Here is a 19,990-nt window from a genome sequence, read left to right on the forward strand (position 1 = left end):
AAATCAAGCGTGAAGAGGTGAATGATGAATACGGCGTTTATGGGGAAAAAACTGTTAGTGGTTGGCGGGACCAGCGGTATGGGGCTGGCGACGGCCAAACGGGTGGTGGAGAATGGCGGCAGCGTGGTGCTGGTGGGCAATCGTCGGCAGAAAGCCGAACAGGCGCGTCAGGCGCTGGCGGCAGCGGGGAAGGTGGATGTTATCGTCGCTGATCTGACGAGCGAAAGCGGTATGCAGCAGGTTATGGCCGCTATTAACGCGGAACATCAGGATATCAGCCTGCTGGTCAACGCCGCCGGCGTTTTCTTCCCGAAGCCGTTTATCGAACATGAAATGGCTGACTACGATCGGTATATGCATCTCAACCGCGCGACGTTTTTTATCACCCGTGAGGTGGTGCGCAATATGCTGGCTAATGGCATCAAAGGTTCGATTGTGAATATCGGCTCGATGTGGGCGCAGCAGGCCATCGGCGCAACGCCGTCGTCAGCCTACTCCATGGCGAAAGCGGGTCTGCATGCGCTGACCAAAAATCTGGCGATTGAGCTGGGCGGCAGCGGGATTCGGGTCAATGCGGTATCGCCGGCGGTGGTGCATACGCCGATATATGAAGGGTTTATCCCTAAAGAGGATGTGAAGGATGTGATGAACAGCTTTGACGGCTTCCATCCCATTGGCCGCGTCGGCACGCCTGATGATATCGCGCAAACCGTGGCGTTTCTGCTCAGCGATAGCACCCGCTGGGTGACCGGCGCGGTTTGGGATATTGATGGCGGCGTGATGGCTGGTCGTCATGCCTGATTACGTTCATTATGTCAGTCAGGGTATTGGCATAACGCAAACGAATTCAGGATAACGAGAGTCATGAGCGCTGAGATAACGCTGCCCGTCGGACAGCAAAACCAAAATATTGTTCGCCTGGCGACGGCGCAGGCGCTCGCAGGGGCAAACTCGGTGGTGTTTTACGCCACCGGGGCGATTGTGGGCAACGCCATCGCGCCCTCGCCGACGCTGGCCACGCTGCCCATCACCATTTTTGTGCTGGGGATGGCGGCCTGTATTTTGCCGTTTGGCGCGCTGGCCAGAAGACGCGGGCGCAAAACGGTCTTTATGGTCGGTACCGGCGCCGGCGTGTTGACGGGAGCGCTGGCGGCGCTGGCGGTCGCGATCGGTTCGTTCGGGCTGTTCTGTCTCGCGGCCTTTTTCGGCGGCGCCTATGCGGCGGTGGCGGTGTCCTTCCGCTTTGCCGCTACCGACGGCGTCAGCGGCGAGCGGCGCGCGCGGGCGCTCTCGCTGGTTATGGGCGGCGGCGTGGCGGCGGGGATCATCGGCCCGATGCTGGTGACCGCGACCATGAATTTGTGGCCGCCGCACACCTTTGCGATGACCTTTATCGCTCAGGGGCTGGTGGCGGCGGTATCCGCGCTGGTCTTGCTGGGAGTAAAAACTCCCGAGCCGGCGGCGCAGGCCAAATCGGGCGGGCGCCCGCTGGGCGAAATCGTGCGCCAGCCGGGGTTTTCCCGGACGGTTTTTAGCGGCGCTATATCCTATATGGTGATGAACTTCCTGATGACCGCGGCGCCGCTTTCCATGCATATGCACGGGATCTCCCAGCAGGCGTCGAATCTGGGCATTCAGTGGCACGTGATCGCCATGTACGGTCCCGGATTTTTTACCGGCAAGCTGATTAATCGCTTCGGCGCCCGGCGTATTAACGCGGCCGGTTTAGTTCTGCTGCTGCTGTCGGTGATGGTTGGCCTCGCCGGTATCGACGTGATGCACTACTGGCTGTCGCTGATCCTGCTGGGTATCGGCTGGAACTTCGGTTTTACCGGCGCGTCGGCGCAGATTATGGATTTCCACCGGCCGGAAGAGAAAACTCAGGTGCAATCGCTGAATGATTTTATTGTCTTCGGCGTCATGATGATTGGCTCATTTTCCTCGGGCGCGTTGATGAACCTCTTCGGCTGGAATGCCGTGCTGTGGGGATCGCTGGTGCCGGTTGCGGTTGCGCTGATCGCATTGTTGGCAGGACGACGCCCAACGCTAAGGGGTTAATCCTCTTAGCTTTTCAAACGCAGGCGGAATTATTTTTCCGCTTTTTATTTCTGCCGCGAGAGCAAATTTAAAATATGAATTGGTAAGGTGAGATAAAATTCATCTCTCTTTTTTACTGCTTAATGGAAACACGCTAATGTGAACCCTCTCATTAATGTTTTACCCGCTTGTATAATAAGAGTGAATACATGGAGGATTGAGCAAGGGAGTGAGGTTTTTCGCCGCCGCGTGCTGCGCAGAATAATATAGTGATGATAGGGGGTGGTTATTATATCTATAGGCCCTGCCTGTCATCGGCTTTGACGTTAATCAATATCCACGGCACCGTCGTCGCTATGATGTTACGCGAAACTATAAATATAAAACGTCATTATCTCAGCTGCAATGCCTCAAAGGAATGATCTTATGAAGAAAATTGCGACCATTACAGCCTCGGTCATTACCGCAGGCGTGTTATGTTATTTAGGGTTGTCAGGCTATATCTGGTATTACGACAGTCAGCGTATTAAAAAAAACGACGTCCGGCTCTCGGCGGTTGCCGAGAATAATAAAGTCCTCTCTTTTTTTAGTGAAAAAGGTTGCGACTATTGCCATACGCCCTCGGCGGAGTTGCCCTTTTACGCCGCTTTTCCCGTTGCCAAACAGCTGATGGATTATGACGTACAGCTGGGATACAAATCCTTTAACCTTCAATCCGTGCGTACGTCACTGATTGACGATAAACCCGTTTCACAAAGTGAATTAAACAAGATTGAGTGGGTTATGCAGCATCAAACGATGCCGCCTACGCGATACGTCGCGCTGCACTGGGCCGGCGGCGTTAGCGACAGCGAACGTATTGAGATACTCAACTGGATTAAGCACCAGCGCGAGCGCTACTACGCCAGCGCTGATACCGCCGCGCAGCATCGCAATGAACCTCTCCAGCCGATCCCTAAAAAGCTGCCCGTTGATGAGCGGAAAGCTGCGCTGGGTTTTCGTCTTTATCACGACGCGCGAATGTCCGGGGATAGCACTATTTCTTGCGCACACTGTCATGCGTTAAACGCGGGCGGGGTCGATGGCAGAAAAACGTCTATCGGCGTGGGGGGCGCTGTTGGGCCAATTAACGCGCCAACGGTATTTAACTCCGTCTTTAATATTGAGCAATTCTGGGACGGACGGGCATCAACGCTGCAAGAACAGGCCGGTGGCCCGCCGTTAAACCCCATTGAGATGGCATCAAAATCCTGGGGAGACATTATTAATAAACTGGATAAAGATCCCGTATTGAAAAAGGATTTTTTAGCCGTTTATCCGCAAGGTTTTAGCGGTGAGCGCATCACTGACGCTATCGCTGAATTTGAAAAAACATTAATTACCCCCGACGCGCCATTTGATAATTGGCTGCGCGGTGATGAAGACGCGCTGACCGCGCAACAAAAACATGGCTATCAGCTATTTAAAGATAATAAATGTGCTACCTGTCACGGCGGTATTATTCTCGGCGGCCGCTCTTTTGAACCGCTGGGGCTGAAGCGTGATTTTAATTTTGGTGAAATCACGGCTGCTGATATTGGCCGAATGAATGTGACGAAAGAGGTACGGGATAAATTACGCCAAAAAGTGCCGGGGCTACGCAACGTGGCGCTCACCGCGCCCTATTTTCATCGCGGTGATGTTCCGACGCTTGATGGCGCAGTAAAACTGATGCTGCGCTATCAGGTCGGTACGGATTTAGCGCAAAAAGATATCGATGATATTGTCGCTTTTCTGCATAGCCTGACCGGTGTTTATACGCCGTATCAGCCGGGGCAATAACGGGATGATGAGCGAAAGTTCCCGGAGCTGGCTCAGGGCCATTAAACTGCACTGCGAACGCGATGGTCGGACGCTGCTGAAAGATTTTTCATTCAGCGTTTCGGCGGGCGATTGGGTGCAGATAGCCGGAGGCAACGGTGCGGGGAAAACCACTCTCCTGCGCCTGCTTACCGGGCTGGCCCGCGCTGATGCCGGAGAAATCTACTGGCAGGGCCGCCCTCTGCATCGCGTGCGCGATAGCTACCAGCAAAACCTGCTGTGGATTGGCCATAAGCCGGGAATCAAAGCCAGGCTGACCGCCATGGAAAACCTGCGTTTTCTCCATCAACACGATGATATCGCCCAGTGCCGGGAGGCCCTTAAGAAGGCCGGGCTTGCCGGCTTCGACGATATTCCTGTTAACCAGCTCTCCGCCGGTCAGCAGCAGCGCGTGGCGCTGTCGCGCCTCTGGCTGACCCGCGCCCGCCTGTGGATCCTCGACGAACCTTTTACCGCCGTCGATACGGAGGGCGTCGAACGCCTGATTCAGCGCATGGCGCAGCACACGGAGCAAGGCGGCATCGTCATTTTCACTGCCCATCAATCAATTAGCGCGGCATCCGACAGGATTCGACGCATTGCGCTGTGCGGCGAGAGGGCGGAACCGTGATGTGGCGGATTTTTTGCCTTGAACTGCGGGTCGCGTTTCGCCATCGCGCGGAAATCGCCAATCCGCTGTGGTTTTTTCTGATTGTCATTACGCTGTTTCCGCTTGCCGTTGGTCCGGAGCCGCAGCTGCTGGCGCGGCTGACGCCCGGCATTATTTGGGTCGCTGCGCTGCTCTCCTCGCTGCTGGCGCTCGAGCGCTTGTTTCGCGACGACTTACAGGACGGCAGCCTTGAACAGCTGATGCTGCTGCCTTTGCCGCTGCCGGCGGTGGTCGTGGCTAAAGTGATGGCTCACTGGGTGGTCACCGGTGTGCCCCTGCTGATCCTGTCGCCGCTGGTGGCTCTGCTGCTGGGCATGGACGTCTATGGCTGGAAAATTATGGCGCTGACCCTGCTGTTAGGGACGCCGACGCTGGGGTTCCTCGGCGCGCCGGGCGTGGGGCTCACCGTCGGACTTAAGCGCGGCGGCACGCTGTTAAGCATTCTGGTTCTGCCGCTGACTATTCCCTTACTTATTTTTGCTACCGCCGCGATGGATGCGGCCTCCATGCATCTGCCCGTGACGGGGTATATGGCGATACTGGGCGCGCTGCTGGCGGGCAGCGCAACGTTAAGCCCCTTTGCGACGGCGGCGGCGCTACGCGTCAGTCTGCACTAGCGCGGTTTTTGATGGATGGCGCTTATCAGGTTTGCGGCGCCGGGGATTCAGGCCCGGGCTTATCAATGGATTTATCTTTATTTCTGGTGACTGAAATATGAGAAAAACAGGGATTCAACTGACGAATCCGCCGCGGCTTTATCAGCTCTGCGGCAGGGTCGCTCCGTGGCTGGGCGGCGCCAGCGCGTTGGTACTGATCGCGGGCTGGGCCTGGGGATTTGGCTTTGCGCCCGCGGACTATCAGCAGGGCGAGAGCTATCGCATTATCTATCTGCATGTTCCGGCGGCAATGTGGTCTATGGGCATTTATGCCCTGATGGCGGCCGCGGCGTTCATCGGCGTGGTCTGGCAGATGAAAATGGCCAATCTGGCGCTGGCGGCGATGGCGCCCGTGGGGGCGGTGTTTACTTTTGTGGCGCTGGTGACCGGTTCCGCGTGGGGTAAGCCAATGTGGGGAACATGGTGGGTTTGGGATGCCAGATTAACCTCTGAGCTGGTGCTGCTGTTTCTCTACGTCGGCGCGATAGCGCTGTGGCACGCTTTTGACGATCGCCGTCTGGCCGGGCGCGCGGCGGCTATTCTGGTGCTGATTGGCGTGGTGAATTTACCGATCGTTCACTACTCGGTGGAGTGGTGGAACACCCTGCATCAGGGCTCAACGAATATGCAGCAAAGCATCGCCCCGGCGATGCGCGCGCCGCTGCGGCTGGCGATTATCGGCTACCTGCTGCTGTTTATCACGCTGGCGCTAATGCGCATGCGGAATCTGATTTTGCTCATGGAAAAACGTCGCCCGTGGGTCAGTGAACTGATTTTAAAAAGAGGTCGTCGATGAGCAGCGCATTTACAAGCTGGAGTGATTTCCTGGCCATGGGCGGCTATGCCTTTTATGTCTGGCTGGCGGTGGCGCTGACCGTTCTTCCGCTGGCGGCGCTGGTCGCGCACAGCGCGATCCTGCATCGTGTCATTCTGCGCGATATCGCCCGGCAGCGCGCCCGTGAAGCCCGCAGGCGCGCGGCGCGGGAGGCGACATGAATATTCGCCGCAAAAACCGCCTGTGGGTCGCCCTCGCGGTACTCGCCGGGCTAACGCTGACCACCGCGCTGGTGCTCTATGCGCTGCGTTCCAGTATCGACCTGTTCTATACGCCTGGCGAAATCCTCTACGGCAAGCGCGAAACGCAGCAGCGGCCCGAGCGGGGTCAGCGTCTGCGCGTCGGCGGGATGGTTACGCCCGGCAGCGTGAAGCGGGATGCGAATTCGCTGCAGGTGAGTTTTAGCATCTATGACGCCGAAGGTTCGGTGGACGTCAGCTACGAAGGCATTCTGCCGGACCTGTTCCGCGAAGGGCAGGGCGTGGTGGTTCAGGGCGAGCTTGATGCGCACAACCGGATACAGGCGAAAGAAGTGCTCGCCAAACACGATGAGAACTACACTCCGCCAGACGTGGAAAAAGCGATGGAGAGCAACCATCGTCGCCCGGATAGCGCCTACAGGGACACATCCTTATGATGCCTGAAGTCGGCAACGGGCTGCTGTGCCTGGCGCTCGGCGTCGCGCTACTGCTTTCCGTCTATCCGCTGTGGGGCGCGGCGCGGGGGGACAGGCGAATGATGGCCTCTTCCCGGGTATTTGCCGTTCTGCTGTTCATCCTTATTATGGGCGCCTTTATGGTGCTGATTAACGCCTTCATTACCAACGATTTTACGTTGAGCTACGTGGTCAGTAACGCCAACACTCAGCTGCCGGTCCGGTACCGCGTGGCCGCAGCCTGGGGCGCACATGAAGGTTCGCTGCTGCTATGGGTGCTGCTGATGAGCGGCTGGACAGTGGCGGTAGCGCTGCGCAGCAGGCGAATGCCGCTTGATATTGTCGCCCGGGTGCTGGCGGTGATGGGAACGATCAGCGTTGGCTTTCTGCTGTTTATTCTGTTCACCTCCAACCCGTTTGCCCGTACGCTGCCGGAATTTGCCATTGAAGGGCGCGACCTGAACCCGCTGTTGCAGGACCCCGGGCTCATCTTCCATCCGCCGCTGCTGTATATGGGCTATGTGGGCTTCTCGGTGAGTTTTGCCCTGGCGATAGCCGCGCTGTTGAGCGGGCGGCTGGATAGCACCTTCGCGCGCTTCTCTCGCCCGTGGACGCTGGCGGCGTGGGCCTTCCTGACGCTCGGTATTGTGCTGGGCTCCGCGTGGGCTTACTACGAGCTGGGATGGGGAGGCTGGTGGTTCTGGGATCCGGTGGAAAACGCGTCGCTGATGCCATGGCTGGCCGGCACCGCGCTGCTGCATTCGCTGGCGGTCACTGAACAGCGCGCCAGCTTCAAGGCGTGGACGCTTCTGCTCGCTATCTGCGCATTTTCTCTCTGTCTGCTGGGGACCTTTCTGGTGCGTTCCGGCGTGCTGGTCTCGGTTCACGCTTTTACCTCCGACCCGGCGCGCGGCATGTTTATTCTTGCCTTTATGGTGCTGGTCATTGGCGGCTCTTTACTGCTGTTCGCCATGCGTGGCTATAAAGTCCGCTCTCGGGTAAATAATGCGCTCTGGTCGCGCGAGTCGCTGCTGCTCGGTAACAACGTTCTGCTGATTGCCGCTATGCTCACGGTGCTGCTGGGTACGCTGCTGCCGCTGGTGCATAAACAGCTGGGCCTCGGCAGTATTTCGATTGGCGAGCCGTTCTTTAATACGATGTTTAGCTGGCTGATGGCGCCGTTTGCGCTCCTGATGGGCATCGGCCCGCTGGTGCGCTGGGGGCGCGATCGCCCGCGTAAGCTCAGGGGGCTGCTGGTTATCGCCTGCGTAAGCACGCTGGCGCTGTCGCTTCTGTTGCCGTGGTGGTTGGGCGATAAGATTGTCGCCATGACGGTGGTCGGGCTGGCGATGGCCTGTTGGGTCTTTGTGCTGGCGGGAGTAGAGATCGCTTTGCGGGTTTCACGCGGCGCCAGGATGACCCTCAGCTACTGGGGAATGGTCGCAGGCCACCTCGGGCTGGCGGTCACCATCGTGGGTATCGCCTTTAGTCAAAATTACAGCGTGGAGCGCGACGTGCGCATGCGGGTGGGCGACAGCGTCGATGTCCATGAATATCGTTTTTCTTTCCGTGAGGTCAAAGAGGCGATCGGCCCAAACTATCGCTCCGCCGTCGCGGTGATTGGCGTCATGCGACGCGGCGAACCGCAGGCGATACTGAATGCGGAAAAGCGCTTTTACCACAGCAGCAGCGCCATGATGACCGAAGCGGCGGTTGACGGCGGATTTACCCGCGATCTCTATGCCGCGCTGGGCGAAGAGCTGGGCAACGGCGCCTGGGCCGTACGCCTTTATTATAAACCGTTCGTACGCTGGATTTGGGCCGGCGGAGTGCTGATGGCGCTGGGCGGGCTGTTGTGCCTGTGCGATCCGCGCTATCGCCCGCGCCGCGGATATCCTGGCGCGGAGGCCAAATGAAGCGCTGTACGTTGTTGATGCCGCTGGTCATTTTTATGGCTATCGCGATGCTGCTGCTGTGGCAGCTGGCGCGTAATGTGGAAGGGGACGATCCCAATAGCCTGGAGTCGGCGCTGATCGGAAAACCGGTACCGATTTTCCGTCTTGAGGCGCTGGAAGATCCCGGGCAGTATTTTCAGTCGGATGCGCTGGCCCAGGGCAAACCGCTGCTGCTTAACGTCTGGGCGACCTGGTGCCCGACCTGTCGCGCAGAGCATCAGTATTTGAATCAGCTTTCCGCGCGGGGGATCCGCGTGGTGGGTCTGAACTACAAAGACGATCGGCAGAAAGCGATTGGCTGGCTGAACACGCTGGGCAATCCCTACGCGCTGAGCCTGTTTGACGGCGACGGGATGCTCGGGCTGGATCTCGGAGTCTACGGCGCGCCGGAGACGTTTTTGATCGATGGACAGGGGATCATTCGCTACCGCCATGCGGGGGATCTTAACGATCGGGTGTGGGAGCGCGAATTCAGGCCGCTGTGGGAGAAGTTTAGCCGGGAGGCTGCGCCATGAGATTATTACTGAGCGCGCTGATGCTGCTGCTTTGCGCAAACGCGCTGGCCGCTATTGATGTCATGCCGTTTAAGGACGAGGAGCAGGAACAGCGGTTTCGCCTGCTCACGGAGCAGCTTCGGTGCCCGAAATGCCAGAACAATAGCATTGCGGATTCCAGTTCCGCGATCGCGGCCGACCTGCGGCAGAAAGTTTTTACGCTCATGCAGGAAGGAAAAAGCGACAGCGATATTGTGGACTACATGGTGGCGCGCTACGGCAACTTCGTTACCTACGATCCGCCATTAACCCCGCTGACGATGCTGCTGTGGGTCGTGCCGGCCGCTGCGATCGCCATGGGCGGTTGGGCTATAGTGGCCCGCTCCAGCCGCCGCGTCAGGCCAGGGCAGGAGACGTTTTCTGACGGCCGGGCGCCGGAGGATAAATCCGCCGGGCCGTGGATTTTTATACCTGGCGCGGTGCTTGCGCTGGCGGTAGGCGCGGTCAGCTATGGCCAGACCGGCCACTATCAGCAGGTGCAACGCTGGCAGCAGGCGGTGGCTCAGACGCCGGCTCTGTTGGCGCGGGTGCAGGATCCAAAGGCGCAGCCGCTTGATGAAGACGAGCTGCGGCGTCTGGCCCTCGGGCTACGCACGACGCTGTGGCAAAATCCGGACGCTTCTATTGAGGACTGGCTTATGCTCGGGCGTCTCGGCAGGGTCCTGGACAACGCCGCTATGGCGACTCAGGCCTATGCTCGCGCTTACGCGCTGGCTCCGGATAACGATCGTGCGGCATTTGGCTATGCGGAGGCGCTGCTGCGGGTATCGGACCCGCGGGGCGATGCGCTGGTGCGCCAGCTGATGGAGAGCCAGCGCGTTAACGACCGCCTGCTTAATCTCTACGCGCTCAGTGCATCAGAGCAGGCGCATTTCAGCGAGGCGCTGACGGCGTGGCGGTTGCTGCTAAAACGATTACCGCCGGACGATACGCGCCGGGCGGTCATTGAGCATCATATCAACCAGACGGAGCAACGGTTAACCCACGAACATCCCGCCGTTGACGCGCAAGGTTAATAACCGCTCCGTTTGTTCACCAGGTTTCTCAGCGGCAGCGCCTGCTGCTGCCGCCGGATGTTGTCCAGCAGCTGGCGGGCAATCACCTCCGTCTGCGCGATGGAGGCCATATGCGGCGTGATCGCCACCTGCGGGTGTTGCCACAGCGGGTCCTCCTGGGGTAGGGGCTCGACGGGGAAGACGTCCAGCACCGCGCCGGACAGCTTGCCGCTATCCAGCGCCTCGAGCACGTCCTGATTCACCATATGCTCGCCGCGGCCGCAGTTAATCAGCGACGCGCCATCGGGCAGCTGCTGCAGTAAAGGATGGGCGAGGATACCTCGCGTCTGCCCGGTTAACGGCAGGACGTTGATCAGCGCATCCAGCTGGCCAAGGAATTCGCCAGCCTGCGCCTCTCCGTGGTAGCAGCGCACGCCGGCAAGGGATTTTTCGCTACGCGCCCAGCCGGAAACCCGATACCCCAGCGCGGCCAGCTGCGAGGCGATATAGCCGCCAATTTCGCCGAGGCCCATGACGCCAACGTGATAATCGGCCGCCGCTCGCTGCGGATACATCTTCCAGACGCGCTCGCGCTGGTGGGCCAGCGCCCGGTCAAAGCGACGCTGAAACCACAGTACGCCCCACAGCGCGTATTCAAACATACCGTGACGAAAATCTTCATCCACCACCCGGCAGAGCGGAACGTCGCTGGCGAAAACGCTGGCGGGCAAATGGTCTACGCCGGCAGACGCGGCCTGGATCAGCTTCAGCTGAGGCGAGCGCGCCAGCAGCTGCGGGTCGGGAAACCAGCAGCAGGCGTATTGCGCCTCGCGGGCGGCGGGGTCCTCGGGCAGAACCGCTTTCACTTCCGGGAATAGCGCGAACGCGGCGCAAATCTCCCGGGTGTACTGAGGATCGTTACAATCCACGACGATGGTGAACTGAGTCATAGGCATTAGCTCTTATAAGAAGTATCAAGACGGTCGAGGCGCCGCAGCCACGCCTGCCACACCAGCTGGCGTTCATGTTCAACCCCCATCAGCTGCTCACAGGCGTGCCGGCTCAGCGGTTCAGGTATCGTATGGATGGGGCCGAGCGGCGCCAACTGCGCGGCGGCCATCTGGATCTCGCAGGCGCGGTTCAGGTAGTACATGATATAAAACGCATCGGCGACGGTGCGCCCGACCGATAGCAGCCCGTGGCTTTGCAGGATCATAGCGATGTTCTCGCCGAGCGAGCGCTGGATCCGCACGCGTTCATCGAGATCGAATGCGACGCCTTCATAAGGATGGTAGCCGACGCGTTGATAAAATTCGGTGCTGATTTGGTTAAGCTGCAGCAGCCCGTCTGCGCAGGCGGCAACGGCCATCCCCGGCAGCGTGTGGGTGTGGATCACGCAGTGGGCGTCTTCCCGGGCCATATGGACCGCGCTATGAATGGTAAATCCCGCCGAGTTTGCCGGGGCGCTGCCCTCGACGACCTTGCCCTGCATATCGACCACGATTAAGTTGCTGGCGGTGACTTCGTCAAACATCATGCCAAAGGGGTTAATCAAAAACCGCGGCTCGCCGTCACCGGGCAGGCGCACGGAGAAGTGGGTATACAGCGTGTCTTCCCAGCCGAAGAGCGCCGCCAGACGATAGGCGGCGGCCAGCTGCTGGCGTAGTTCCCGTTCAGTTGCCATTTATTGCACTCCCATAAATTCACGAATGCGGGTGAGGGACGGATCGGCGGCATCGCTGCGAATGCGCTGCGGCGGCATATCGCTCTGCACGACGCCGTTTTCCATCATCACCACCCGGTCAGAAATTGATAAGGCGAAGTCCATCTCGTGGGTCACGATAATCATCGTCATGCCTTCGCGGGCGAGGGACTGAATGACCTTCAGCACTTCTCCAACCAGTTCAGGGTCCAGCGCCGACGTGGGTTCATCAAACAGCATGATGTCCGGTTTCAGCGCCAGGGCGCGGGCGATGGCCACGCGCTGCTGCTGGCCGCCGGAGAGCTGGTACGGGTACTTTTCGGCGTGCGCCAGCAGACCGACGCGATCCAGCAGCCACAGCGCCTGCTCTCTGGCGGCGGCGCGGTCGAGCAGCTTGTGATAGAGCGGGGCGAGCATCACGTTATCCAGCACCGTGCGGTGGGGAAACAGGTTGAAGCCCTGGAACACCATGCCGATGCGGCGTACGCCCGCGCGCATTTGCTGTTTATCAACAACGGAGGCGCCCTTCAGGTAATCCTCGCCGTAAAGAATGATCTCGCCGCCGTCGATGCTTTCAAGGGCGTTAATGGTGCGGATCAGGGTGGTCTTGCCGGAGCCGGACGGGCCGATGATGCTGATTACCTCGCCGTTTTCCACTTTCAGGTCGATGCCTTTCAGTACGTGGTGCTGGCCCCAGGATTTTTCGATGGCGTGCAGATCCAGCGCCGGCGGGTTGCCGCTGGCGGCCTGCGCTTTTTGCGTCTGTACCGGCGGCTTCAGGTTCTGGCGCAGGGTTTCGCATTCACGCTCGTTGAGCGTTTGCGGGCGCTTACGCTGAATATCCAGCAGGTTTTCCAGCGCCCGGAACAGCCAGCTAAACACCGTGACGACCATAACGTAGTAAATGGCGACCGCCAGCAGCGTCTCCATGACGAGAAAATTCTGCGCGTACAGGCGCTGGCCGGTCAGCAGCAGCTCCGGCAGCGAAATAACCGACAGAATCGAGCTGAGCTTGATGATGGTGATGTATTCGTTAATCAGCGTGGGCAGGGAAATACGAAACGCCTGCGGGATAATAATTAAGCGCTGAATCCCGATAAAGCTAAAGCTTAAGGCATGCCCGGCTTCGCTTTGCCCCCTGGCGACCGAAAGCAGGCCGCCGCGATGGATTTCCGCCATGTAGGCCGCTTCGGTCACCGTCATCGAGACCAACCCGGCAATAAACGGAACGCCGAGCAGCGGTTGGGTGGCCGGAAACAGCTGCGGCAGGTTATAGACAAAGACCAGCAGGACCATCAGCGGTACGCTGCGGAAAAACCAAATATAGAGTTCGACGGGAACCTTCAGCCAGCGCGGGCCGGAGAGCTTCGCGCAGGCTAAAAGAAAACCTAATATCAGGCCAATAAACCAGGACAATGAACTGACGACAACCACGGTGACACACGCCTGCCAGAATGCCCCAACGCTAAATAATGAAAAAAAGTATCCCCAATCGAACTCCATACCGACTCCCGTTTAATTATTGTATTAATTGATGCTTTCTAAGTTGTATTTCTTGATGATGGCGTCATATTTGCCGTTGGCTTTAAGGGTGGCTAACGTTGATTTAATGGCCTCGGCCAGCTCGGTGTTGCCTTTGGCGACGTAAATTCCCAGCGGCAGCGGATAGACCAGACGGTTCGAGCTAATGGCCAGGCGGCCGCGGCTTTTCTCGACGATAATTTGCGCCGCCGGGGCGATTTCTAACTGGGCGTTGATATTTTTCGACAGCAGGGCCTGGGAGGCTTCTGGCGCGGTCGGGAATTCCTGAATACTAATGGCCGGTTTGCCGTTTTTCAGGCAGTACTCGTCGGAGTGCGTTTTCAGGCTGGAAACCCAGGCGGTACCCGCCTGCAGACCTACCTTCACGCCGCACAGTTCGTCTTCCGTTTTTGGCTGAATGGCGCTGCTTTTCAGCGCAATAATGGACGCGCCGGACAGGGCGTAAGGGATGGCGTCCGCCTGCTTTTGGCGCTCGGGCGTCACGTACATCCCGGAGATCACCGCATCGTATTTTTTACCGATACCTAAGATCAGGCTGGTGAATTTCGTGTCGATAAGCTGCGGTTTTGCCTTCAGCTGTTCGGCGATCAGCGCCGCGAACTCCGGGTCGATGCCGACAATATTGTTATTGCTGTCATAGGATTCAAAAGGCGGATAGGTCACCTCCATCCCGACTTTAAAGACGCCCTCGGTCAGCAGCTCAGCGGCCTGAGCCAGCGGTGAAAAACAAGCGGTGACGGCGATGGATAAAGCCACACGGCGCGAGAGTTTTTTTAGCGTTTTGTTCATCATTTATCCTCACGGGTTATTTACGGTTTTTTGCTGTGCTTGTTTTTTCAGATGGCCAAAGGTGTTAGTGCCGCGGGCGCGTTCGGGGAGCTGGAGCTCGCCTCGGGTGACTTTCTCGCGCAGGTAGCGATAGGTCTGTAACGCCTGGCTCCACATATGCTCACCAATGCTCAGTTCTTGATATTCGCTGGCTTCGCCTGCCTCAAGGAAGCCCGGCAGCGGGCGAATCAGCGTGTGGTAGTCGCAGGCGAAAAACAGCGGGAAGGAGTAGCGTTCCTGCGGCACCTTGCGTACGCGGTGTGCGGTTGCAACAAATGTGCCAGCGCTCAGGACTTCCAGCATGTCGCCGATATTAATCACGAAAGCCTCTTCTCCGGCCGCGTTCTTCAGCGGCGGGGCGTCGATCCAGTCGCTATCTTCATTCAGCACTTCAAGACCCGGCTGGTCGGCGAGCAGCAGGGTGAAGCATTCATAGTCGGTGTGTGCACCAATACCGGGAACATCTTCGGCGCTGGCGTCAAAGGGGTAGTGGATCAGACGCAGCTTTGACGGCGGGCAGGTAACCATCGACCTGAAATAGCCCTCCGGCAGGCCAAGGGCGAGAGCGAAGGCGTCAAACAGGCGATGCCCAAGGGCGAAGACCGCGTCATAGTAGGCCAGCACGCGGGATTGAAATTCCGGCACGTCCGGCCACTCGTTGGCGCCAATCAGCGGCGTTTTCGCCACGACGAACGGGTGGTCGTCGGCGGCCTGAAAGCCGATATCAAACGCCTCTTTGTGATCCGGCTTGCCGGAGCCGTAAATCTCTTCCCCTTCGGGAACGTAGCCCTTATGGCTTTTCGACTGTCCGATGTAGTACGCCATCTTGCGCTCCATCGGCAGGGCGAAAATCTCTTTGGCCGCCGCGCGGATCCCGGCAATCAGTTCGGGCGCGATGCCGTGGCCGGTAACGTAGAAAAAGCCGACTTCGCGGGCCGCCTGGCCGATGGCGTCGGCCACCGCCTGGCGTCGGACGAGATCGTCGCAGGCCAGGTCGCTGATATCGATGGTCGGTAATTCAGTAAACGAACTTTTTGCAGCGGTCATTTATTCCGTTCCTTATTCAGTTTGCGAGGTGAATTCAACAAAATGCTGCTGTTCACGCTGGGCCATCCAGGCGTTCAGCGACCACAGGTCGGCGACCGGAACGTTGGTAAACGGCAGGTGATGCAGGTAGCCATCGGGGCCAAATTCCGGCGTAAGCGTGGTGTGCTGGTAGCCGCGCCGGCGCTGCGATTGCCAGATCTGTTCCCAGAAGCGCTGCTGAAACCGCAGGGCCGCCCGATATTCCGGCGCGGCGGGGTGCGGCACCTGCGGCCCCTGGTCGTACCCGGCGCGGGCCTGAATATGGTGGACCCGTTCGATAAAGGCGCTGAAGTCATCGCAGGGGTCATCCAGCAGGCGTTCGCTTACCACGATCCAGTGGCTGATATCGGCGGTAAAGCGCAGCTGCGGCAGCTGTTGAATTATCTCCAGCGTCAGCCACGGGCTATACAGCGACGTGGCGCGATGGGTTTCAAAGCTGCAGAACAGCTCATATTCGGCGGCGAGCTCATGCGCTCTGCCGAGAAAATCCACCTGCTGCGCCAGCGGCCAGCGGTCGTTACCGGCCAGCAGATTGACGAAGCGCGGATTAAGCGCTTTTGCCGCCGCAAAACGTTCTTTTAAGCGCTCCAGATGCTGCGCGGGCGTCTCGGCCTGGGCCGGAATAACGCCGCCGCCGCTGAACACAATGGCGATATACTCAAGCGCGGACGCTTCGATGCGTTGGGCCAGCGTCCGCTGCTCTTCAGGCGTCAGCGGAACCCGCGCTTCAATGCCGCAGCAGCCGACGCTCCGGAGTTCGCTGACCGTTTGCTGCCACGGGGTGGTGACGCCCCACAGCGTGCGAAAGACGTTAAGCTGCATGGTTTTTCCTCTATGGATATTTCACGCCCGGGAGAACGCAGAGCATTTCATACAGCAGGTTGGCGGCCAGCTGGGACGTGTTGCCGCTGACGTCATAGGGGGGCGAGACCTCGACCAGGTCGCAGCCAATCAGGTTCAGGCCGCGGCAGCCGCGCACGATTTCCAGCGCCTGAATCGATGTCAGTCCGCCCACTTCCGGGGTTCCGGTGCCGGGGGCCCAGATCGGGTCGAGGCTATCAATATCGAAGCTGAGATAAACCGGGCCAGCCCCCATTTGCTGGCGCACTTCGGCCATTAGCGGGGTCAAAGATTTGTGCCAGCACTGCTCGGCCTGAACCAGACGAAAACCGCGATCGACGCCCCACTGGAAGTCACCGGCGGCGTAGCCCTGCGCGCGCTGGCCAATCTGCACGACGCGTTTAAGATCCAGCAGCCCCTCTTCGACGGCGCGGCGGAAGGTGGTGCCGTGGGCAATCTTTTCGCCGAACATCTCATCGTTGGTATCGGTGTGGGCATCGACGTGAATCAGCCCAACCGGACCGTGCTTTTTGGTCAGCGCGCGCAGGATCGGCAGGGTAATGGTGTGATCGCCCCCCAGCGTCAGGGGGATAAGCGGAAAACTATTTAAACCGGTGTAGTAATCCTCGATAATCTGCACCGATTTGAGCAGGTTGTAGGTATTGATAGGTACATCACCGATATCTGCCACCGACAGTGAATCAAAAGGCGTGGCGCCGGTGGCCATGTTGTACGGGCGGATCATTACCGATTCGGTACGAATATAGCGCGGTCCGTAGCGCGTTCCGGAACGCTGTGAGGTTCCGATATCCAGCGGGATGCCGACAAACGCTGCATCAAGTCCCTGTAAATCTTCGATAAATGGCAGGCGCATCATCGTGGCGCGGCCACCAAAACGCGGCATCTCGTTGCCACCCTGCGGTTGATGAAAGACGTTATCCATTTCAGCTCCTGAATCTGACAAACAAAACTCAACAGCAGGGATAGTGCGAAAGATGTGCTGGACTTTAAATCGTCTGCCGCAAATACTTAGTTCATTTATTAGTGAACTAAGACGCTATGCTTAACGACGCGACGCTTAACATTCGACAGCTCCAGGTTTTTGAGGCGGTGGCCCGTCTTGAGAGCTATGGCCGGGCCCAGCAGGAGCTGGGGATTTCCGTTTCCGCGATCAGCAATGCGATGTCGCAGCTGGAAGGCCAGCTTGGCTTTAGCCTATGTCAGCGCGGGCGCGGCGGCTTTGCGTTGACCGAAAAAGGGCAGCATTTTTTACAGCAGGCGATCCGCGTGCTGAGCGAACTGAATGAACTGGAGCGCCAGTCGGCGCTGCTGAAAGGCGAGCATAGCGGCACGATTTGTATCTCAACGCTTGATTCCATCGAGACGGAAACCGCGCTGTCGCTGCCGGTCGTGCTGCGCAGCTTTAGCGATAAGTTTCCTAATGTGCATATCAAGCTGATTATCCGTACCCCGGCGGAACAGCTTAACGGCGTATTGAATAACCATATCGATCTCGCCATCGGCAGCTACAACTCGCGGGTGCATAACATCATCAGCGAACCGCTCTATCGCGAGCAGCACTGGCTCTACTGCAGCGACCTGCATCCCATGTTCTTCAGTCGACAGCTCGATAAAGAGCTGATCAGCCAGTGTCCGCTGGTGACGCGCAGCTACTGGAATACCAGCGATCTGCGGCGGCGCGGGTTCAGCAAGGGCAGCGCGACCGTTGAAACCGTCGATGCGCAGCTGCTGCTCATCCTCTCCGGGAAATATATCGGCTACCTTCCCGAGCACTACGCCTGGCCGTGGATTAAGGAGAATCGCCTGCGCGTACTGCTGCCCAATGAGTTTGGCTTTCAATCTCCCTTCTCGGCGATATGCAAGCGCGGGCGCAGCAACGAACCCTATCTGAAGGAGTTTCGCAATCTACTCAAGAAGAATACGGTGGCCAGACCGAAGTGGAGCGAATGAGATTCGTATTGAATGAGTAACAGCTTATGCCTGATTAGAATTGTAAAAAGACCGCTCAATATCAGGCATATAAAAGGTAATGTGCCATTAATCATATGTGGCTAAGAAAAAGCTTAGATAAAAATATCGTCCTGCACCTGGATAATTCCCATTCCTGATCTGGTTAAAGAATGACCTTTTTGTGTGTTTTTTCTGAATTAATGTTAAATCCAACGCCTGACGTTGTTTGTTAAAATTTTTTCTGCTGCAATCGACAAATATATTTTTGACGTATTTTTTTCTAATGGATGGGAAGATGATAAGAAATAGCTTATTGGCATTGGTGTGCATTTCTGTAGGTTTATTACAGGGGTGTACTAATGGTAAAAAACCGCAGAGCGCACTCATAAAAAAAGATGTCATTCAAAATGAACAGCCCGCGCAGGTTCCTGCTTTACAGCAGTGTATCCAGGATGCCGACGCTTTAGTTAAGCTCGATAAAAAGTTTCAGCAGGATTCAAACGAGCTGTATGGTTTAATCAATGATGCTAAGTTTTATGCTTCTGTTTCAGACCAAACGTCCGCCAGCGTAAAATCAACGATTACACCGCTTTTTGAATACAAGATAAACGATAAGTGTAATAGCATTTCGCAGAAATTAATTAAAGAGTTTGAAAGCCGGGCAAGAAAAGCTGAACTCAAGGATGGGCTGGCCAGATGATGGACGATAAGGGGAAACTGAATATATGCAATCTACGAGGTCCTGCGATTGTATTTGCTCTTTTTACCCTTATTGTTGTGTTTCCTGCTCGTGCTGAGCCGGGAGACTTCCTTGATAATATATCGAAACTCGAAATAAACAAACCGCCGGCCTCAGGCGCCGCCAGCGGGGAGTCGGTCTCGTCTAAGCAAAATAACGATAGCCCTGATAAAAAAACGCCTCAGAAGCAGGACGTCGTCAGAAAAAAGAGTCATCAGAATAAAACAGAGAGTACGATTAACGCTCTGCGGAAACAGAATGCGGAGCTGAGCGCTGCCGCCAAAGCGGCGGAGAAAAAGCGCGCTGAAACGACGCGCGAACTGTCGGCGCAGATCGCCGCGCTGAAGGCTCAGAGTGAACAGCGTGTACAGAAAGAGAGCGGCGAAACTACCGCCGTGAGCGCGCTGAGCAAAAAGAACGCTGAGCTGGCCGCCGCTGCCGAAGCGGCGCAGAAAAAACTGGATGAGACCACCCGCTCGCTGACGGCGCAGATCGCAGCATTGACGGCACAGCGTGCACAGAACGAAAGCGGGCAGACCACCGCGCTTGATGCGCTGAGCAAAAAGAACGCCGAGCTGGCCGCCGCTGTCGAAGCGGCGCAGAAAAAACTGGATGAGACCACCCGCACGCTGTCGGTGCAGATTGCCGCGCTGAAAACGCAGAAGGAGCAGAGTGAGAACCTGCAGAAATCGACGATCGATACGCTGACGGGAAAGAATCTGGAACTGCGCGCCGCTGCCGAATCTGCACAGAAAAAGCAGGATGAGACCACCCGTGCGCTGTCGGCGCAGATTGCCGCGCTGAACAAGCAGCGCGCGGAAAGAGAAGGCCAGCAGAAAACCGCGCTTGATGCGCTGACCAAAAAGAACGCCGAGCTGGCCGCCGCCGCCGAAGCGGCGCAGAAAAAGCAGGATGAGACCATCCGCGCGCTGTCGGCGCAGATCGCCATGCTGAACAAGCAGCACGCGGAAAGAGAAGGCCAGCAGAAAACCGCGCTTGATGCGCTGAGCAAAAAGAACGCCGAGCTGGCCGCCGCCGCCGAAGCGGCGCAGAAAAAGCAGGATGAGACCATCCGCGCGCTGTCGG

At 57.8% G+C, this 19,990-nt stretch carries 20 protein-coding genes and 1 pseudogene; 14 read left to right on the forward strand and 7 right to left on the reverse strand.

All coding sequences use genetic code 11. The features are described from left to right. Window positions 1-24: 24 nt before the first annotated feature. The 11 genes from ACESQ2_RS14120 (at window position 25) to ACESQ2_RS14170 (ending at window position 10,217) form a co-directional block, all read left to right on the forward strand. Window positions 25-801 (forward strand): SDR family NAD(P)-dependent oxidoreductase, encoded by a 777-nt coding sequence (locus tag ACESQ2_RS14120; protein ID WP_025107304.1) that lies wholly within the window; start codon window positions 25-27, stop codon window positions 799-801. Between the two features lie 63 nt (window positions 802-864). After that, window positions 865-2,058 carry an MFS transporter gene (locus tag ACESQ2_RS14125; RefSeq protein WP_014226481.1) on the forward strand — a complete coding sequence of 398 codons (1,194 nt, stop codon included), beginning with the start codon at window positions 865-867 and terminating at the stop codon, window positions 2,056-2,058. 405 nt (window positions 2,059-2,463) lie between these two features. After that, window positions 2,464-3,858: a cytochrome c peroxidase gene (locus ACESQ2_RS14130; RefSeq protein WP_014226480.1), complete on the forward strand. Its 1,395-nt coding sequence runs from the start codon at window positions 2,464-2,466 to the stop codon at window positions 3,856-3,858. A 7-nt stretch (window positions 3,859-3,865) separates the two neighbouring features. After that, complete coding sequence (ccmA, locus tag ACESQ2_RS14135) at window positions 3,866-4,507, forward strand: cytochrome c biogenesis heme-transporting ATPase CcmA (RefSeq protein WP_049083635.1); 642 nt, start codon at window positions 3,866-3,868, stop codon at window positions 4,505-4,507. Beyond that, entirely contained in the window at window positions 4,507-5,163 is a 657-nt protein-coding gene (ccmB, locus tag ACESQ2_RS14140) for a heme exporter protein CcmB (RefSeq protein ID WP_014226478.1), read from the forward strand. Before ccmA ends, ccmB begins: the two co-directional genes overlap by 1 nt. A 97-nt stretch (window positions 5,164-5,260) precedes the next feature. Next, complete coding sequence (locus ACESQ2_RS14145; protein WP_014226477.1) at window positions 5,261-5,998, forward strand: heme ABC transporter permease; 738 nt, start codon at window positions 5,261-5,263, stop codon at window positions 5,996-5,998. Continuing rightward, on the forward strand, window positions 5,995-6,198 hold the full coding sequence (gene ccmD / locus ACESQ2_RS14150) for a heme exporter protein CcmD (RefSeq protein ID WP_014226476.1): 204 nt from the start codon (window positions 5,995-5,997) through the stop codon (window positions 6,196-6,198). The genes ACESQ2_RS14145 and ccmD overlap by 4 nt, the downstream gene beginning before the upstream one ends. After that, window positions 6,195-6,674 carry a cytochrome c maturation protein CcmE gene (gene ccmE / locus ACESQ2_RS14155; RefSeq protein ID WP_046877655.1) on the forward strand — a complete coding sequence of 160 codons (480 nt, stop codon included), beginning with the start codon at window positions 6,195-6,197 and terminating at the stop codon, window positions 6,672-6,674. The genes ccmD and ccmE overlap by 4 nt, the downstream gene beginning before the upstream one ends. After that, window positions 6,671-8,608 (forward strand): heme lyase CcmF/NrfE family subunit, encoded by a 1,938-nt coding sequence (locus ACESQ2_RS14160; protein WP_345911924.1) that lies wholly within the window; start codon window positions 6,671-6,673, stop codon window positions 8,606-8,608. The genes ccmE and ACESQ2_RS14160 overlap by 4 nt, the downstream gene beginning before the upstream one ends. Next, window positions 8,605-9,162, forward strand: a complete 558-nt coding sequence (gene dsbE, locus ACESQ2_RS14165; RefSeq protein WP_014226473.1) for a thiol:disulfide interchange protein DsbE — start codon at window positions 8,605-8,607, stop codon at window positions 9,160-9,162. Before ACESQ2_RS14160 ends, dsbE begins: the two co-directional genes overlap by 4 nt. Further along, complete coding sequence (locus ACESQ2_RS14170; RefSeq protein WP_046877657.1) at window positions 9,159-10,217, forward strand: cytochrome c-type biogenesis protein CcmH; 1,059 nt, start codon at window positions 9,159-9,161, stop codon at window positions 10,215-10,217. The genes dsbE and ACESQ2_RS14170 overlap by 4 nt, the downstream gene beginning before the upstream one ends. Here the strand turns inward: ACESQ2_RS14170 and ACESQ2_RS14175 are convergent. The 7 genes from ACESQ2_RS14175 to speB are packed head-to-tail and all read right to left on the reverse strand — an operon-like array spanning window position 10,214 to window position 17,137. Continuing rightward, on the reverse strand, window positions 10,214-11,146 hold the full coding sequence (locus tag ACESQ2_RS14175; RefSeq protein WP_046877662.1) for a glyoxylate/hydroxypyruvate reductase A: 933 nt from the start codon (window positions 11,144-11,146) through the stop codon (window positions 10,214-10,216). The two genes, ACESQ2_RS14170 and ACESQ2_RS14175, sit on opposite strands and share 4 nt — an antisense overlap. A gap of 5 nt (window positions 11,147-11,151) precedes the next feature. Further along, a complete protein-coding gene (locus ACESQ2_RS14180) occupies window positions 11,152-11,880 on the reverse strand; it encodes a class II aldolase/adducin family protein (protein ID WP_004123879.1) in 729 nt (242 codons plus the stop codon). After that, entirely contained in the window at window positions 11,881-13,401 is a 1,521-nt protein-coding gene (locus ACESQ2_RS14185; RefSeq protein WP_032750929.1) for an amino acid ABC transporter permease/ATP-binding protein, read from the reverse strand. It abuts the gene before it with no gap. Between the two features lie 24 nt (window positions 13,402-13,425). Then, window positions 13,426-14,229 (reverse strand): ABC transporter substrate-binding protein, encoded by an 804-nt coding sequence (locus ACESQ2_RS14190; RefSeq protein WP_009652546.1) that lies wholly within the window; start codon window positions 14,227-14,229, stop codon window positions 13,426-13,428. Window positions 14,230-14,238: 9 nt separating this feature from the next. Then, window positions 14,239-15,315 (reverse strand): isopenicillin N synthase family oxygenase, encoded by a 1,077-nt coding sequence (locus tag ACESQ2_RS14195; protein ID WP_014226468.1) that lies wholly within the window; start codon window positions 15,313-15,315, stop codon window positions 14,239-14,241. 12 nt (window positions 15,316-15,327) lie between these two features. Continuing rightward, the gene (locus ACESQ2_RS14200) at window positions 15,328-16,176 is read right to left on the reverse strand and encodes a sugar phosphate isomerase/epimerase (RefSeq protein WP_046877658.1); all 849 of its coding nucleotides are present in this window, start codon (window positions 16,174-16,176) and stop codon (window positions 15,328-15,330) included. A gap of 10 nt (window positions 16,177-16,186) precedes the next feature. Further along, window positions 16,187-17,137, reverse strand: coding sequence for an agmatinase (speB, locus tag ACESQ2_RS14205; protein WP_046877659.1), 951 nt, complete (start codon window positions 17,135-17,137; stop codon window positions 16,187-16,189). A 116-nt stretch (window positions 17,138-17,253) separates the two neighbouring features. Here speB and ACESQ2_RS14210 point away from each other — a divergent pair, with 116 nt between their 5' ends. The 3 genes and pseudogenes from ACESQ2_RS14210 to ACESQ2_RS14220 all read left to right on the forward strand — a co-directional run. Beyond that, window positions 17,254-18,165, forward strand: a complete 912-nt coding sequence (locus ACESQ2_RS14210; protein WP_004135102.1) for a LysR family transcriptional regulator — start codon at window positions 17,254-17,256, stop codon at window positions 18,163-18,165. 295 nt (window positions 18,166-18,460) lie between these two features. Beyond that, on the forward strand, window positions 18,461-18,865 hold the full coding sequence (locus ACESQ2_RS14215; RefSeq protein ID WP_014226465.1) for a hypothetical protein: 405 nt from the start codon (window positions 18,461-18,463) through the stop codon (window positions 18,863-18,865). Beyond that, window positions 18,862-19,990: pseudogene (locus ACESQ2_RS14220) on the forward strand (cell envelope biogenesis protein TolA); the annotation flags it as partial. The gene ACESQ2_RS14215 and the pseudogene ACESQ2_RS14220, both read left to right, overlap by 4 nt.

It is taken from the genome of Klebsiella sp. Q11 (assembly GCF_964241505.1).
In the GTDB taxonomy this organism is placed as follows: domain Bacteria; phylum Pseudomonadota; class Gammaproteobacteria; order Enterobacterales; family Enterobacteriaceae; genus Klebsiella; species Klebsiella michiganensis.

What these genes read in the sequence shown, in the direction of transcription:
- ACESQ2_RS14120 (WP_025107304.1), top strand. Translation starts at nt 25, where the DNA reads ATGAATACGGCGTTTATGGGGAAAAAACTGTTAGTGGTTGGCGGGACC.
- ACESQ2_RS14125 (WP_014226481.1), top strand. Translation starts at nt 865, where the DNA reads ATGAGCGCTGAGATAACGCTGCCCGTCGGACAGCAAAACCAAAATATT.
- ACESQ2_RS14130 (WP_014226480.1), top strand. Translation starts at nt 2,464, where the DNA reads ATGAAGAAAATTGCGACCATTACAGCCTCGGTCATTACCGCAGGCGTG.
- ccmA (WP_049083635.1), top strand. Translation starts at nt 3,866, where the DNA reads ATGAGCGAAAGTTCCCGGAGCTGGCTCAGGGCCATTAAACTGCACTGC.
- ccmB (WP_014226478.1), top strand. Translation starts at nt 4,507, where the DNA reads ATGTGGCGGATTTTTTGCCTTGAACTGCGGGTCGCGTTTCGCCATCGC.
- ACESQ2_RS14145 (WP_014226477.1), top strand. Translation starts at nt 5,261, where the DNA reads ATGAGAAAAACAGGGATTCAACTGACGAATCCGCCGCGGCTTTATCAG.
- ccmD (WP_014226476.1), top strand. Translation starts at nt 5,995, where the DNA reads ATGAGCAGCGCATTTACAAGCTGGAGTGATTTCCTGGCCATGGGCGGC.
- ccmE (WP_046877655.1), top strand. Translation starts at nt 6,195, where the DNA reads ATGAATATTCGCCGCAAAAACCGCCTGTGGGTCGCCCTCGCGGTACTC.
- ACESQ2_RS14160 (WP_345911924.1), top strand. Translation starts at nt 6,671, where the DNA reads ATGATGCCTGAAGTCGGCAACGGGCTGCTGTGCCTGGCGCTCGGCGTC.
- dsbE (WP_014226473.1), top strand. Translation starts at nt 8,605, where the DNA reads ATGAAGCGCTGTACGTTGTTGATGCCGCTGGTCATTTTTATGGCTATC.
- ACESQ2_RS14170 (WP_046877657.1), top strand. Translation starts at nt 9,159, where the DNA reads ATGAGATTATTACTGAGCGCGCTGATGCTGCTGCTTTGCGCAAACGCG.
- ACESQ2_RS14175 (WP_046877662.1), bottom strand. Translation starts at nt 11,146, where the DNA reads ATGACTCAGTTCACCATCGTCGTGGATTGTAACGATCCTCAGTACACC.
- ACESQ2_RS14180 (WP_004123879.1), bottom strand. Translation starts at nt 11,880, where the DNA reads ATGGCAACTGAACGGGAACTACGCCAGCAGCTGGCCGCCGCCTATCGT.
- ACESQ2_RS14185 (WP_032750929.1), bottom strand. Translation starts at nt 13,401, where the DNA reads ATGGAGTTCGATTGGGGATACTTTTTTTCATTATTTAGCGTTGGGGCA.
- ACESQ2_RS14190 (WP_009652546.1), bottom strand. Translation starts at nt 14,229, where the DNA reads ATGAACAAAACGCTAAAAAAACTCTCGCGCCGTGTGGCTTTATCCATC.
- ACESQ2_RS14195 (WP_014226468.1), bottom strand. Translation starts at nt 15,315, where the DNA reads ATGACCGCTGCAAAAAGTTCGTTTACTGAATTACCGACCATCGATATC.
- ACESQ2_RS14200 (WP_046877658.1), bottom strand. Translation starts at nt 16,176, where the DNA reads ATGCAGCTTAACGTCTTTCGCACGCTGTGGGGCGTCACCACCCCGTGG.
- speB (WP_046877659.1), bottom strand. Translation starts at nt 17,137, where the DNA reads ATGGATAACGTCTTTCATCAACCGCAGGGTGGCAACGAGATGCCGCGT.
- ACESQ2_RS14210 (WP_004135102.1), top strand. Translation starts at nt 17,254, where the DNA reads ATGCTTAACGACGCGACGCTTAACATTCGACAGCTCCAGGTTTTTGAG.
- ACESQ2_RS14215 (WP_014226465.1), top strand. Translation starts at nt 18,461, where the DNA reads ATGATAAGAAATAGCTTATTGGCATTGGTGTGCATTTCTGTAGGTTTA.